This window comes from Faecalibacterium sp. Marseille-Q4164 (assembly GCF_017377545.1).
GTDB lineage: Bacteria > Bacillota > Clostridia > Oscillospirales > Ruminococcaceae > Faecalibacterium > Faecalibacterium duncaniae.
This window is the reverse complement of the sequence record NZ_JAFREJ010000001.1, coordinates 411,411-424,824: the sequence shown is the minus strand read 5'-3', so window position 1 is coordinate 424,824 and position 13,414 is coordinate 411,411. Positions and strand designations below refer to the sequence as shown.

Annotated in this window: 14 protein-coding genes and 1 tRNA gene; 5 read left to right on the top strand and 10 right to left on the bottom strand. The window is 54.8% G+C overall.

Annotation, left to right across the window (positions count from 1 at the left end; translation table 11 throughout):
- Nucleotides 1–32: 32 nt before the first annotated feature.
- The 3 genes from J3352_RS02045 to J3352_RS02035 are packed head-to-tail and all read right to left on the bottom strand — an operon-like array spanning nucleotide 33 to nucleotide 3,226.
- The gene (locus J3352_RS02045; protein WP_005934245.1) at nucleotides 33–1,043 is read right to left on the bottom strand and encodes a Gfo/Idh/MocA family protein; all 1,011 of its coding nucleotides are present in this window, start codon (nucleotides 1,041–1,043) and stop codon (nucleotides 33–35) included.
- Nucleotides 1,044–1,099: 56 nt separating this feature from the next.
- Nucleotides 1,100–2,326: a Gfo/Idh/MocA family protein gene (locus J3352_RS02040; RefSeq protein ID WP_005934242.1), complete on the bottom strand. Its 1,227-nt coding sequence runs from the start codon at nucleotides 2,324–2,326 to the stop codon at nucleotides 1,100–1,102.
- 27 nt (nucleotides 2,327–2,353) lie between these two features.
- Nucleotides 2,354–3,226: a sugar phosphate isomerase/epimerase gene (locus tag J3352_RS02035; protein WP_005934239.1), complete on the bottom strand. Its 873-nt coding sequence runs from the start codon at nucleotides 3,224–3,226 to the stop codon at nucleotides 2,354–2,356.
- Between the two features lie 369 nt (nucleotides 3,227–3,595).
- On the opposite strand from J3352_RS02035, the gene J3352_RS14460 reads away from it, so the two are divergent.
- Nucleotides 3,596–3,856, top strand: coding sequence for an NINE protein (locus J3352_RS14460; RefSeq protein ID WP_163397097.1), 261 nt, complete (start codon nucleotides 3,596–3,598; stop codon nucleotides 3,854–3,856).
- A 215-nt stretch (nucleotides 3,857–4,071) separates the two neighbouring features.
- Here J3352_RS14460 and J3352_RS02025 read toward each other — a convergent pair whose 3' ends face one another.
- The 7 genes from J3352_RS02025 to queA all read right to left on the bottom strand — a co-directional run bounded on the left by J3352_RS02025 (nucleotide 4,072) and on the right by queA (nucleotide 9,047).
- The gene (locus J3352_RS02025) at nucleotides 4,072–4,632 is read right to left on the bottom strand and encodes a TetR/AcrR family transcriptional regulator (RefSeq protein ID WP_005934230.1); all 561 of its coding nucleotides are present in this window, start codon (nucleotides 4,630–4,632) and stop codon (nucleotides 4,072–4,074) included.
- 180 nt (nucleotides 4,633–4,812) lie between these two features.
- A tRNA-Thr gene (locus tag J3352_RS02020) sits at nucleotides 4,813–4,888 on the bottom strand.
- A gap of 167 nt (nucleotides 4,889–5,055) precedes the next feature.
- Nucleotides 5,056–5,838 (bottom strand): hypothetical protein, encoded by a 783-nt coding sequence (locus J3352_RS02015; protein ID WP_097771959.1) that lies wholly within the window; start codon nucleotides 5,836–5,838, stop codon nucleotides 5,056–5,058.
- Nucleotides 5,839–5,873: 35 nt separating this feature from the next.
- A complete protein-coding gene (locus J3352_RS02010; protein ID WP_097771960.1) occupies nucleotides 5,874–6,260 on the bottom strand; it encodes a TIGR04086 family membrane protein in 387 nt (128 codons plus the stop codon).
- 65 nt (nucleotides 6,261–6,325) lie between these two features.
- Entirely contained in the window at nucleotides 6,326–6,646 is a 321-nt protein-coding gene (yajC, locus tag J3352_RS02005) for a preprotein translocase subunit YajC (protein ID WP_005934224.1), read from the bottom strand.
- A gap of 83 nt (nucleotides 6,647–6,729) precedes the next feature.
- Nucleotides 6,730–7,875 (bottom strand): tRNA guanosine(34) transglycosylase Tgt, encoded by a 1,146-nt coding sequence (tgt, locus tag J3352_RS02000; RefSeq protein WP_097771961.1) that lies wholly within the window; start codon nucleotides 7,873–7,875, stop codon nucleotides 6,730–6,732.
- A gap of 143 nt (nucleotides 7,876–8,018) precedes the next feature.
- The gene (gene queA / locus J3352_RS01995) at nucleotides 8,019–9,047 is read right to left on the bottom strand and encodes a tRNA preQ1(34) S-adenosylmethionine ribosyltransferase-isomerase QueA (protein WP_097771962.1); all 1,029 of its coding nucleotides are present in this window, start codon (nucleotides 9,045–9,047) and stop codon (nucleotides 8,019–8,021) included.
- A gap of 152 nt (nucleotides 9,048–9,199) precedes the next feature.
- Here queA and asd point away from each other — a divergent pair, with 152 nt between their 5' ends.
- From asd to J3352_RS01975, 4 genes are all read left to right on the top strand, one after another.
- A complete protein-coding gene (asd, locus tag J3352_RS01990; RefSeq protein WP_097771963.1) occupies nucleotides 9,200–10,282 on the top strand; it encodes an aspartate-semialdehyde dehydrogenase in 1,083 nt (360 codons plus the stop codon).
- Nucleotides 10,283–10,323: 41 nt separating this feature from the next.
- On the top strand, nucleotides 10,324–11,217 hold the full coding sequence (gene dapA, locus J3352_RS01985) for a 4-hydroxy-tetrahydrodipicolinate synthase (protein WP_156065737.1): 894 nt from the start codon (nucleotides 10,324–10,326) through the stop codon (nucleotides 11,215–11,217).
- Between the two features lie 78 nt (nucleotides 11,218–11,295).
- A complete protein-coding gene (gene dapB / locus J3352_RS01980; RefSeq protein WP_097771965.1) occupies nucleotides 11,296–12,054 on the top strand; it encodes a 4-hydroxy-tetrahydrodipicolinate reductase in 759 nt (252 codons plus the stop codon).
- Nucleotides 12,055–12,100: 46 nt separating this feature from the next.
- The gene (locus J3352_RS01975; RefSeq protein ID WP_242699840.1) at nucleotides 12,101–13,393 is read left to right on the top strand and encodes a CapA family protein; all 1,293 of its coding nucleotides are present in this window, start codon (nucleotides 12,101–12,103) and stop codon (nucleotides 13,391–13,393) included.
- The last annotated feature ends 21 nt before the right edge of the window (nucleotides 13,394–13,414 follow it).

Here is a 13,414-nt window from a genome sequence, read left to right as displayed (position 1 = left end):
GGTTCATTTCTCCTTCTATCTGTGTTTTGCGGTCACGGAGCAACGGGATGGCCAGCCTTGCTGCTTGCATGGATGGCATCGATCAGCCGGATGCTCATTTCCGCATCTCTTACATGGATGTAATCGTCTGTGTTGTTCTCAATGGCACGGTAAAATTTGTTGATCAGGATGCCATGAGAAGCACCAAAATAGAACTTGGCACCGGGCAGCTTCTCATTCTCGCACAGCTTGGTGCGCACACCATCTGCGTCGATCCGGAACAAAGCATCATCCTCGATCAGGAAGGAAGCCTTTTCACAGGCAACCTTGATCTGGACGCTCTCGTTGGTGTAATCACAGTTGGTGGCAAAGAACACACCGTTTGCACCATTAGCAAAGTGCAGGCGGGCAGCTACGGTGTCCTCGACCTCAATGCCGTAATCTGCCAGCTGATTCACCGAGCCATGGATGGCATCGATGTCGCCGCACAGATAATACAGCAGATCCAGCGTGTGGACACTCTGGTTAATCATGCAGCCGCCGCCAGCAGTTTCCAGCTGGCCGCGCCAGGGTTGTTCGTCATAGTAAGCCTTGCCGCGGAACCAGGGTACAAAGCCGCGGCAGCCGATGACCTTGCCATATTCGCCGCCATCAATGATCTTTTTCAGTTCAACGGTGGTGCGGTTCAGACGATTCTGCAGGCAGATGCCGATCTTGACCTCAGGGTGCGCAGCCTCAAATTCCACGAACTCCTTGGCCTGTGCGGTGTTCAGACCCACCGGCTTCTCGCAGAAGACATTCACACCGTGGGAAGCAAAGTACTCCGACACGGGCACATGCAGGTAATGCGGCAGGCAGAGATGTACCACATCGGGATGCTCCTTTTCCAGAAGCTCCTCATAGTCCGTATAGAACGGCACGGCCTTTGCTGCAGCAGGCAGCTTTTCCTGCACAGCGGGATTGTTATCGCACACGGCACACAGTTCGATCTCAGGATTTGCCACAATGATGGGCAGATGAACCTGAAAGATGGTGCCGCAGCCAATGATCGCAGCTCTTTTCATGGAAACGCAACTCCTTGTAAGCCTGGAACAGGCATTGCTTTTTTCAGGGATACTGATTACTCGCGGACGGGGAACTTGCCCTCAGCCTCGATCAGCTTGTTCAGCTCAGCAGCATACTCCTCGGGATCGCAGGGGTTGGAGACTTCGCGGCCGGTCCATGCAGACAGCTGGCTGCTGTTTGCCAGGTTGACACCATTGATGCCGTCCTCGCCGGGAGCCAGCAGCGGGCTGCCGGTCAGGATGTGAGCAGCAAAGTTCTGCATAACGGTGGTGTGCTGGAAGCCCCAGCCATCGTTGTTCTCAAAGGTCTCTTCGGTGTACAGCTTGGAGCCTGCACCGTTGCCGCTGGTCAGCATGGCAACTTCCATCATGTTCATGTGCTCGTTCAGGTAATCCTCAGTGCAGGGGTTGCCTTCCTTATCGATGTAGTGGTAGACATGAGCGGTCTTGCTGTTGTCAACAACGATCTTGCCGCCGTCCAGGTCGATCTCCAGACGATCGGTGCCGATGGCATCGTGGGTGCAGGTGGTAAAGGTTCCGGTAGCGCCGTTAGCGAACTCGACCAGCATGGTCACGTCGTTCTCAACGCCGATGTTACGATGGCAGCCGTTGATGTTCTTGGAGAAAACCTTCACGGGGATACCGCAGATCCACTGCCACAGGTCGAGCTGATGGGGAGCCTGGTTGACCAGGACACCGCCGCCTTCGCCGCCCCAGGTAGCACGCCATGCGCTCTGCTGGTAGTAGCTGTCAGGACGCCACCAGGAGTTGATCATCCACTGAGAGCGGCGGATCTCGCCCAGCTCACCGCTGGCAACGATTTCCTTGATCTTCTGATACAGCTTGTTGGTACGCTGGTTGAACATGATGCCGAAGGAAACCTCGGGATGAGCCTTAGCGCAGGCGATCATCTTCTGAACATCCTTGCTGCGGACACCGGCGGGCTTCTCGCACAGAACGTTCATGCCATGCTCCATAGCGTAGATGGAGATCTCGTGGTGCAGGTAGTGAGGAACGGTGGTGATGATGGCATCAACAGTGCCGCTGGCGATCATATCCTTCCAATCCTTGAAGAAGGGAACATCGGGGTACTGCTCCTTGCACATCTTCTCCTTCTCGGGGTCGATATCACACAGAGCGCCCAGTGCGCAGTTGTCCGGGCACGGTGCGCAGACCATGCCGGGGAACGGAGCGGGAGCGTTGGTCAGGAAGCGAGCATAGCTGCCGCCCTGAGCACCGATACCGATCAGGCCATAACGAATCTTTCCTTCAGTCTTTTCCATTTGAATCTTCTCCTTTTTTCTGTTACGTTAGAATTTTGCCAGAATATCGCACAGTGCGTGATACTGTGCGGCGTAACCTTCAGCACCGTTTTTATACTTGTTCTCACGGATGATGTTCTTTGCATCCGTGGTCTCAAGGCTCTGCAGGCTGTCAAACAGCACCAGATGCGGCTCAAGGGTCAGGAAGCCGGTATAGCCCTCTTCCACGATGGCCTTGTGCAGCAGCTCGGGGATCTTTCCCTCGCCGGTACCGCAGAGCACATTCTCCTTGTCGGTAGAAACGGCATCCTTGATGTGGATATATACAATGTACGGGCGGAGAGCATCCCAGCATTTGGCGGTATCCTCGCCGCACTGTACAAAGTTTGCAAAGTCGAATGCGGACTTGAAGTGCGCGCTGTTCAGCGTCTGCATCAGGTCAACACAGCGGGAAAGAACATCACCATAGATATCCTTCTCGTTTTCGTGCATCAGGATCACGTCGTGCTTCTCAGCAATGGCAATGAACTTGCGCAGCTTCTCGATGACAGCGTCACGATAGTCGGCAGGATCCTTGCCTTCCGGCATAAAGAAGCTGAACATGCGGATGTACTTGCAATTCAGGACCTTAGCGATCTCGCACAGCGTTTCCAGCTGAGCACACTGCTTTTCAAAGCCCTCTTCATCGTCGATCTTGACCTTGCCAATGGGACTGCCCAGGCTGGAAACGCCAACACCAGCGGCCTGCAGGCGGGGCAGCAGATCGGTCTTGACTTCCTCAACGGTAAAGTCAGCGATTCCCTTTTTATCTGCACTGCGCAGGCTGATGTACTGCATTCCAAGCTCACGGACTGTCTTGAGCTGCTCATCAAAAGAAGAGCTGATCTCATCGGCAAAGCCGGAAATATAAATATCCTTCATAAAAATCTCCTTTTTTGTGTAGGATACAAGCCTTACTGTAACTAATATATCACAATTGTTAAAAAAATGCCGCACAAATCTTTTTTGGTTTTTTTAGCACATTGTGCAACAGTTTTTGCCGTTTTGTTGCATATCATAAAACAAGGTGCATCAAACCAATCTTGTGGGGTGAAAAAGGGAGAAAAACTGTGCAAAATGTCCATCTTTGACTTTGATTTTTTGGCAGCGAAAAACAGAACAGCAGGATTTACAATGTGAATGGCACAGGATTTACACACGACAATCATCGAACAAACTGATATATTAGGTCTTGGAGATCGGCTCCTTTGATTCTTAAGGGCCGTGGCAGACTTTTAAGAATCGAAAAGGCTGTACATCATCGGCTACACCTGCCAGTGCGTCGTTACCAAGTCGGCTCAGTCCTGCCTGACCAATGACCCTGAGCAGCGTCCCTACTTCACCATTTTTCTGGGCTGGTGCGGAGCACACCGCTTTCTGGAGCACCGCTGGAAACTGGGCATCTTCTACCTGCTTGTCGGCTGGACCGGTCTCGGCCTTGCATTTGCTCTGGTTGACCTCCTGATTGCGCTCCCCATCGCGAAGGATGAAAATGGAATGATCGAAATCTGATCTCCGTTTCATGACACGCAAAATCCCCTCAGAGCTCTGACAATGCTGTCAGAAATCTCTGAGGGGATTTTTCTATGCATGTGGTAGAAGATCTCATACTCTGCATGGCGGTGCCATCCGCCGGGGATACGTGTAATCTGCAGATAGAACAAGCCAAATGCATCCGCTGGGAACAACTCCTCTTTCCGCAAGTCCGCCATCCCGTCTCACCCTTCTCAGCGAAGATAGAACGAAGCCATACATTTGGCCAGATCCTCTGGTCGTTCTGCAAAGTTTCCATAGCGCCAGCTGTTGAAAAAACCCATATATGCCCCGATGAACGAGTTGCGGAAGTATCGATTTTCGCCCGGCAATGAAACGGGCCATGGCACAAACTGTCTTGCATCCCCGACTTCGATGTTGGAGATCAGAACAAGGATGATCTTCTCGCTCAACGCATCACTGAAAAAACTGGTCAGATGGCAATCCATCAGGACACAAAGGTTCTTTCGCTCCGCATACGTCCAGCGGAACAGCGCAGTCAGGTTTTTTTCCAGGGTACTGTACGCAGGCAACTGCCCCGCAAGCAGGGTCATCTGCCGGTCGAGATAGTAATCCAGCACATCGTCCTTGGATTCAAAGCTGCGGTAAAAGGTGGTTCGGTCGAGGTCTGCCATGTGACACAGCTCTGTGACGGAGATCTTTTCCAGCGGCTTTTTCATTAAAAGCTGAAACAGTGCCGTACAAAATGCATCCTGATTTTTCTGCGCAACGGGGTTGATATGGTTCGTGTACATTGTGCGCTGTGTTCAGCTCCTTCCTCAAAATGATTGGCTTTATTGTACCATATTCTCTGAAATCTGCAAACAATCACATTACAGATGCAAAAACGATGCGAGAATCTTTTTTGTACAGAAACAGAATAACAAAAAAGTCCTATAAACCAGACGAAATTCATCGTAGATTCATAGGACTTTTGGAGCTACTGACCTGATTCGAACAGGCGACCTGCTCATTACGAGTGAGCTGCTCTACCAGCTGAGCCACAGTAGCACGCGTTCTGCAACGATAGATAGTTTAGCATAAAAGAGAATACCTGTCAAGTACTCCCTACGCAAAAACAATTCCGGAACTTTGCAAAAAGCCATCTCGTAATGATTTGCCCTATTCAATTCTTATCGTAAGCTTCACGAACTCTTTTGCCAGGGAATTTTTTCAGCTCATATAAGTTTCGCCTGCCCTGCCAGATACAGCATTCCCACTGCCGCACCGCAAAGTGGCAGGAGCAGAAACAGCATCCAGGCAAACTGACCCAAAAGCGCGCCTGTGCTGGGGGCCTGTCCTCCGCGCCCGAAGGCGGCTGAACAGAGCCTTCCGCTTACCTGCAGTGCGGATGCGCCGAATGTGCACAGCGTTCCGGCCGCAAGGGATGCAGGGATACCGCAGACACAGAGCAGCACAAATGCTGTCCGTGGGTTCAAATCCACAAGCAGCCTGGACGAAAGCAATCCGGAGCCTGTCCCATACAGCATCGTAAAAAGGAAGATGGGCAGCGGCCCCAGGGCGGAAAGCCCAAGGAACAGCACTGCCGTCAGTGCACCTGCCACAGTGAAAAATTCCGTTCGGAACAGGCGCACTGCCCCGGCGGCATCCTGCACAGAAAACAGGCCCTGCCAGCAGTTCAAGTAATAGGAAAGCGTTTCAGCATCGCCTGCCACACAACGCGCTGCCGCCACACCCGCCAGAAAGGTTCCCAGAAGGTACGCCGCCGCCAGAAGGGCACTTCCTTCACTCGGCTTGCTGCGGCATGCAGCGGCTCTCTCCGGTGTATTTCCGTACCTTTCAGAGAACGCCGCCGGGATGGATTGCCTTTCTTCCTGCGATATCTCAGGAAGAACTCCACCGTTTTTCTGTTTTAGCTGCTCTTCCTGTGCTGTCGGCATGATTGCTTCGGGCAGTGCTTTTGCCGCTGCGGTTTCCGGTGTTTCCTGATAGACCCACATACTTCCCTGTCCTCCTGTTTTTCTGCTGTAAATTCTCAATGCCGGTGCCGTTCTGTACGCAAGATGCTGAACACCCCGCCCAGACAGCCAAAAACGAATACCAGTGCAAAGCGGGTTAGCTGCATTTCCGTTGGTTCAATGCCCTCCGAAAGACCGAACCCCAGCAGAAGCAGAACAAACAGTCCGCCCTGTACAGCACCGCAGATAAGGCCTCTGCTGTGATAGAAAAACGCCATGAGCCAGCCGCTGCAAAAGCTCCCGGCACAGACAATGGCACTGACCATGGGCCAGGCAATGCTCTGCGCAAGGCTCTGGTTTGCCATCAGGTAGGCCAGCCCGGCCATGCAGGCGGCGGTGAATATCCCACCAATGCCGAATGCAGCCAGTGCTTCCAGGATGGGTAACTTCTTCTGTTCCAACATAAAAACCCGCCTCCCTGCACTACTGTATGCAGAGGGGCGGGTAAAAAAGACCTTGCTTTTAGAGATTACTTCTTTGCGTTGGCAGGAGCATTGTCCATGTTCAGCTTCTCAACAGAGCTGATCGCATTCTTGGTGAAGCGGATCTTCACACGGTCAGAACCGGTCTCCAGAACAAAGGTGTCATCCTTGATGGCGACCACACGGCCAACAATACCGCCGATGGTCACGACCTGATCACCGATCTCCAGAGCTGCACGCATGGCAGCATCCTTCTTCTCCTGCTTCTTCTGGGGACGATAGATCATAAAGTAGAGCAGGACCAGCATCAGAGCCAGTGTGAAGAACAGGCTGATATAGCTTTCAGTGGTAGTAGTCAGAAATTGCATGGGACAAAGTCTCCTCTCAAAATTCAGATAAACTCATTATAACCGCTTCTGCTCCCTCTTGCAAGGGAAAAGCATGAAAAAGCTCAAATTCTTGTATCCAGCAGCTTGACATAACGGTCATGGAATGCGGTAAAGGTGCCTGCATCCAACTCATCGCGGATGCGCTCCATCAGGTGGTTGTAGAACCACAGGTTGTGCATAACGGCCAGACGCATGCCCAGCAGCTCCTCTGCCTTGAACAGGTGGCGGATATAGGCACGGGAGTAGTTCCGGCAGGCCGGGCAGCCACAGGTGGGGTCAATGGGACGCTCGTCCCGCTCGTACTTTGCGTTCTTGATGTTGATAATGCCGCCCCAGGTGTTCAGGTGGCCATGGCGGGCATTGCGGCTGGGCATGACGCAGTCAAACAGATCCACGCCGCGGGAAACTGCCTCGATCATGTTGCCGGGGGTGCCGACACCCATCAGATAGCGGATTTTATCTTTGGGCATATAAGGCTCCACCTCACTGATCATCTCGTACATCACCTCAGCAGGCTCACCCACGGCCAGGCCGCCGATGGCGTAGCCGTCCAGCTCCAGCTCCGCAATCTGCTTCATGTGCTCTACACGCAGGTCAGCAAAGGTGCATCCCTGATTGATGCCGAACAGCAGCTGGTCAGGGTTGGTGGCCTTACCCTCCTGCTTCAGGCGGGCCATCTCAGCCTTGCAGCGCTTGAGCCAGCGGGTGGTGCGCTCACAGCTGGCTTTGGAGTACGCGTGCTGGGCAGGATTCTCCACACACTCATCAAAGGCCATTGCGATGGTGGAGCCCAGGTTTGCCTGGATCTGCATACTCTCCTCAGGGCCCATAAAGATGCGGTGGCCGTCCAGATGAGAGGCAAAGGTCACGCCTTCCTCCGTGATCTTACGCAGCTTGGACAGGCTGAACACCTGGAATCCGCCGCTGTCGGTCAGGATGGGGCCGTTCCAGCGGGTAAACTTGTGCAGGCCGCCCATATCGGCTACCAGCTGATCACCGGGGCGCAGATGCAGGTGGTAGGTGTTGCAGAGCATCACCTGGGTGCCGATCTGCTGCAGATCCTGCGCGGACAGGCCACCCTTGATGGCACCGGCGGTGGCAACATTTTGGAAAGCCGGGGTCTGCACCGTGCCGTGTACGGTCTTGAACTCGCCCCGCCGGGCGTTGTGCTCCTGCTTGAGCAGCTTAAAAGTGGTCAAAGAAGGCATAAGTTTTTTCCTTTCTGTGTACGGAAAACAGCCGTACAGCCTTGTGCCGCCGGGCAGGCGGCAGGTTCAGAAGTGGTGGATACCGAGCTGCCGAAACGGTTCCGGCAGTGTTTTGGGCTTTTGGGAGAGCGGGTGCTGAGGGATCACAGGATCAGCATCGCATCGCCGAAGGAAAAGAAGCGGTACTTTTCCTCTACGGCAACTTTATAGGCAGCCATGGTCTTTTCGTAGCCGTAGAGGGCAGAGACCAGCATGATGAGGGTGCTTTCCGGCAGGTGGAAGTTGGTGATCAGGCCATCGATGCAGTTGAACTTGACACCCGGGTAGAGAAAAATAGAGGTATTGCCGCTGCAGGCCTTGATCTCGCCATATTTTGCGGCGGCGGCTTCCAGCGTGCGGCAGCTGGTGGTGCCAACGGCGATCACGCGGTGCCCAGCGGCCTTGGTTTCCTGGATGCGCTGAGCAGTCTCCTCGCTGATGGAATACCACTCACTGTGCATCTTGTGATCCGAGATCTCGTCCTCCTGCACGGGGCGGAAGGTTCCCAGACCCACATGCAGGGTAACCTCGGCAATGCCGACACCCTTGGAACGGATGGTATCCATCAGCTCCGGGGTGAAGTGCAGGCCTGCCGTGGGTGCAGCAGCGCTGCCCAGCTCCTTGGCATAGACCGTCTGATACTGGCTCTGATCTTCCAACTGCTTGGTGATGTAGGGTGGCAATGGCATCTTGCCAAATTCATCCAGTTTTTCATAAAGGGTCTCGGTGTCATAATAGAATGTAACAAACTTGTTGCCATCCTCCAGCGTTTCGTCCACCACAGCGGTCAGGGTGCCGTCACCAAAACTAACCTTGGTACCGGGCTGCATCCGCTTGCCGGGCTTTGCCAGGCACTCCCACTGATCTCCCTTGACCTGCCGCAGAAGCAGCAGCTCGCACACAGCACCGGTAGGCTGCTTGACACCCACGATGCGAGCGGGCAGCACCTTGGAGTTGTTGACCACCAGCAGGTCACCCGGCTCAAGATATTCCGGCAGATCGCGGAAAATCCGGTGCTGGATGCTGTCGTCCTTCTGGCTCAGAACCATGAGCCGGGCCGAGTCTCTGGGGTCTGCAGGCTCCTGTGCAATGAGTTCTTTGGGTAAATCGTACCAAAAATCTTTTTTTAACATCTTTGCATTTGCCTTTCCGATGATTGACACGAGTGCCGTATCAATGTTATCATAAAATCTGTATAAACAGTATCTATTATATTGCAAGGTCGGCTGGTTTGCAAGCCGTGTTCGATGTAAATTTGCTTTTATTGAAAGGAAAGGTGCTGGAAATGGAAAAACAGTATAAAGTTGGTATCGTTGGCGCAACGGGCATGGTGGGGCAGCGTTTTGTGACCCTGCTTGAGAATCATCCCTGGTTCAAGCTGACCACGCTGGCCGCGTCCGGCCGCAGCGCAGGCAAGACCTATGAGGAGGCCGTTGGCAGCCGCTGGGCAATGACTACCCCGATGCCCGAGAGCGTCAAGAAGATGGTCGTGCTGGATGCCGCCAAGGTGGAAGAGGTCGCTTCTCAGGTCGATTTCATCTTCTGCGCAGTCAATATGCCCAAGGCCGAGATCAAGGCACTGGAAGAGGCTTACGCAAAGGCCGAGTGCCCTGTGGTCTCCAACAACAGCGCAAACCGCTTTACCCCGGATGTGCCCATGGTCGTGCCTGAGATCAACGCGGACCACATTGAGATCATCCCTGCCCAGCGCAAGCGTCTGGGTACCAAGCGCGGCTTCATTGCGGTCAAGTCCAACTGCAGCCTGCAGAGCTATGTGCCTGCCCTGCATCCTCTGATGAAGGAGTTTGGTGTCAACAAGGCTCTGGTCTGCACCTATCAGGCCATTTCCGGTGCAGGCAAGACCTTTGACCGGATGCCCGAGATCGTAGATAACGTCATCCCCTACATCGGCGGTGAGGAAGAGAAGAGCGAGCGCGAGCCGCTGAAGCTGTGGGGCCACATCGAGGGCGATCAGATCGTCAACGCCGAGAAGCCCACGATCACTGCGCAGTGCTTCCGTGTCCCCGTTTCTGACGGCCACACCGCTGCCGTATTTGTAAGCTTTGACAAAAAGCCCACCCAGGAGCAGATGCTCGAGGCCTGGGCTAACTTCCGCGGCCCTGCACAGGAGCTGAACCTGCCCAGTGCACCCAAGCAGTTCCTGCACTACTTCACTGAGCCCGATCGTCCTCAGCCCAAGCTGGATCGCAACACAGAGAACGGCATGGCTGTCTGCATCGGCCGCCTGCGCGAGGACACCCTGTTTGACTACAAGTTCGCCTGCATGAGCCACAACACCCTGCGCGGCGCTGCCGGCGGTGCCGTGCTGCTGGCTGAGCTGCTGGCAGCAAAGGGCTATTTTGACTGAACAACACATTCCTGACGGAGCGTACAAAGGAGTTTTATACTATGAAGAATCCTGTCTTTACCGGCGCGGCGGTGGCGATCATCACCCCCATGTACGAAGATGGCAGCATCAACTTTGATGAGCTGGGCCGCATCATTGAAGATCAGATTGCACGGGGCACCGATGCTATTGTGATCTGCGGAACTACCGGCGAATGCTCTACCATGACCGATGAGGAGCAGCTGGCCGCCATCAAGTTTACGGTCGAGACGGTCAATCACCGGGTGCCTGTTATTGCGGGTGCTGGTTCCAATGATACCGATCACGGCTGTGCACTGGCAGCAAAGTCTGCTGCCTGCGGTGCCGATGCCCTGCTGCTTGTGACCCCCTATTACAACAAGACCACGCAGGCAGGTCTGGTGGCCCACTTTACCGCTATGGCCGAGGCGGGCGGCATCCCTGTTATCCTGTATAATGTGCCTTCCCGTACCGGCCTGAACATCACCCCCGAGACAGCGCTGGAGCTGAGCCGGAATCCGCTCATCAACGGCATCAAGGAGGCCTCCGGCAACATCTCTCAGGTGGCCAAGATCGCTCAGCTGTGCGGTGACGAGCTGAACATCTACTCTGGCAACGATGATCAGGTGGTTCCCCTGCTGTCTCTGGGCGGTAAGGGTGTCATCAGTGTGGTCTCCAATGTCAAGCCTGAGCTGGTGCACAACTGCTGCAAGGCATGGTTTGAGGGCGACACCAAAACTGCCTGCAAGCTGCAGCTGGAGATCCTGCCCTTGGCGGATGCACTCTTCTGCGAAGTAAATCCCATCCCTGTCAAGTACGCCATGAATGTGCTGGGCTGGGAGGCCGGTTCCTGCCGTCTGCCGCTGGTCGAGCCCAGTGATGCCCACAAGGAGAAGATCGAGCAGGCACTGGAGGCCGAAGGTTTGATTCGGGAATAAACGAAACAACGCACAATGCCCGGTGGAATTGGTTCCTCCCGGGCATTTGCCGTTACAACAGAAAACGAGGAAACAAAAATGACGGATATTATCATTCAGGGCATTGGCGGCCGGATGGGTCACGCCCTCTGCGAGATGATTGCAAACCGGAGTGACTGCCGCGTGGTCGCCGGGATCGACCAGCAGGACGGTGAACAGAACGGCATCCCCGTATACGACAGTCTGGAAAAGCTGGACGGCAAGGGCGATGTCATCATTGATTTCAGCGCTCCTGCTGCTGTGGAAAAGGCACTGACCTATTGCGAAGCACACAAGATGCCCATCGTGGTCTGCACCACTGGCCTTTCCGAAGAGCTGCAGCTGAAGGTGGTGCAGCTGTCCCGCATTGTGCCCGTGTTCAAGAGCGCCAACATGTCCATCGGCATCAACCTGCTGTCGGAGCTGTGCAAGCGTGCATCGGCCATTCTGGGTGCAGACTATGATGTGGAGATCGTGGAGCAGCACCACCACAACAAGCTGGATGCCCCCAGCGGCACTGCCCTGATGCTGGCCGATGCCATCAACGAAGAGAACAACGGCGCATATCATTATGTTTACGACCGTTCCTCTGTGCGCCAGAAGCGCGACCCGAAGGAAATCGGCATCAGCTCTGTGCGCGGAGGCAGCATCGTGGGCGACCACGAGGTGCTGTTCTGCGGTCCGGACGAGGTCATCACTCTCAAGCATACTGCATATTCCCGCAGTGTTTTTGCAAATGGCGCAATAAATGCTGCTGTCTATCTTGCAAAAAAGGAGCCGGGCCTGTACAATATGGGTAACATGATCGCAGAGCTGTAAGGTCTCTGCGTCTTCCACCATTTTGAGCGGCAGGAGGGCTGACGGAATGGAGCAGGCAAGACACGCTGCATCCACGAAACGACATTCGCGGCACGAACTGCAGAACCGGCGAAAACGAAAACCCGTTTTTCTGAGGATGATGGGAGTGCTGCTGGTGGCTGGTGCGGCATTGGCCTGCTTTGGCTTCTGGCGCTTCCAGACTCCCGGCATCGTGCTTGGCCCCTTTGAGGACGAGCCTTCGACCGCTGAAAGCGTTCCCCCGCCCGAACCGGAACCGCAGCCTGTTACAACCACACTGCGTTTTTCGGCCACCGGGGACAATCTGATCCATGCTCCCATCTATAAACAAGCAGCCCGCCGGGCAGCGGAAGGCCAGCGTTATAATTTTGACTACTGCTACGAGCACCTGCTGGATTTTTATGCCGCGCAGGATGTAAACTGGATCAACCAGGAAACGCTCTGCAGCAAGGAACTGGAGCCTTCCACCTATCCCTGCTTTTCTACCCCCGGTGAATGCGCAGAGGCTCTTTACCGGGCAGGCATCCGGGTATTCAGTCTTTCCAACAATCACACCTACGATAAAGGTGCCAAAGGTATCACAGCAACGCTGCGGTTCTGGGACGAGATGCCGGAAGATGTGGTCACGACCGGCCTGTGGTACGGAGAGAGCGATTATGGCACCATCCCCCTGCAGACGGTGAACGGTGTGACGATCGCCTACCTCTCCTACACCGACCACACCAATGGCATCCCGCAGAGCAGTGCAATGACGGCCAATGTCATCTACACCAGCCAGCGGGACGTGATGGAACAGCAGGTGCGCAGGGCGCGTGAGCTGGCCGATTTTGTGGTGGTGGGAGTTCACTGGGGCGTGGAGGATAGCCACAAGATCACCCAGACCCAGCGGGACCTCGCCCAGCAGCTTTCCGACTGGGGTGCGGATGTTATTCTGGGCACGCACCCTCATGTGGTGCAGGATGCCGAGTGGAAGATCTCTGTGGATGGCCGCCAGACCTTTGTAGCCTATTCCCTGGGAAATTTCCTCAGCACCCAGAGCAAACCGGATCAGCTCATCGGTGCCATCCTGACACTGGAGCTGAACAAGACGACGGACCCGGATGGCAGCGTTTACTGCGTTGTCGCTTCCCCGCAATTACATCCCACCGTGACCCACTATGATGCCGGTAAATCCAACGTCCGCACCTACCTCTTCCAGGAATATACGCCGGAGCTGGCGCAGGCGCACGGTGTCCGGGCCGCCTACCCCAGCTTTGGGATAGAGTACATCCAGAACGTATTACAGACCAACATCAACAGCGCGTTTTTGGCGCTCGCCTGAATTTGCAGCCCTTTGGGGCAG

Coding starts and splice junctions, on each gene's coding strand:
- J3352_RS02035 (WP_005934239.1), bottom strand. CDS start 3,226: ATGAAGGATATTTATATTTCCGGCTTTGCCGATGAGATCAGCTCTTCT.
- asd (WP_097771963.1), top strand. CDS start 9,200: ATGGAAAAACAGTATAAAGTTGGTATCGTTGGCGCAACGGGCATGGTG.
- J3352_RS02025 (WP_005934230.1), bottom strand. CDS start 4,632: ATGTACACGAACCATATCAACCCCGTTGCGCAGAAAAATCAGGATGCA.
- J3352_RS02045 (WP_005934245.1), bottom strand. CDS start 1,043: ATGAAAAGAGCTGCGATCATTGGCTGCGGCACCATCTTTCAGGTTCAT.
- dapB (WP_097771965.1), top strand. CDS start 11,296: ATGACGGATATTATCATTCAGGGCATTGGCGGCCGGATGGGTCACGCC.
- queA (WP_097771962.1), bottom strand. CDS start 9,047: ATGTTAAAAAAAGATTTTTGGTACGATTTACCCAAAGAACTCATTGCA.
- yajC (WP_005934224.1), bottom strand. CDS start 6,646: ATGCAATTTCTGACTACTACCACTGAAAGCTATATCAGCCTGTTCTTC.
- tgt (WP_097771961.1), bottom strand. CDS start 7,875: ATGCCTTCTTTGACCACTTTTAAGCTGCTCAAGCAGGAGCACAACGCC.
- J3352_RS02010 (WP_097771960.1), bottom strand. CDS start 6,260: ATGTTGGAACAGAAGAAGTTACCCATCCTGGAAGCACTGGCTGCATTC.
- J3352_RS02040 (WP_005934242.1), bottom strand. CDS start 2,326: ATGGAAAAGACTGAAGGAAAGATTCGTTATGGCCTGATCGGTATCGGT.
- J3352_RS01975 (WP_242699840.1), top strand. CDS start 12,101: ATGGAGCAGGCAAGACACGCTGCATCCACGAAACGACATTCGCGGCAC.
- dapA (WP_156065737.1), top strand. CDS start 10,324: ATGAAGAATCCTGTCTTTACCGGCGCGGCGGTGGCGATCATCACCCCC.
- J3352_RS02015 (WP_097771959.1), bottom strand. CDS start 5,838: ATGTGGGTCTATCAGGAAACACCGGAAACCGCAGCGGCAAAAGCACTG.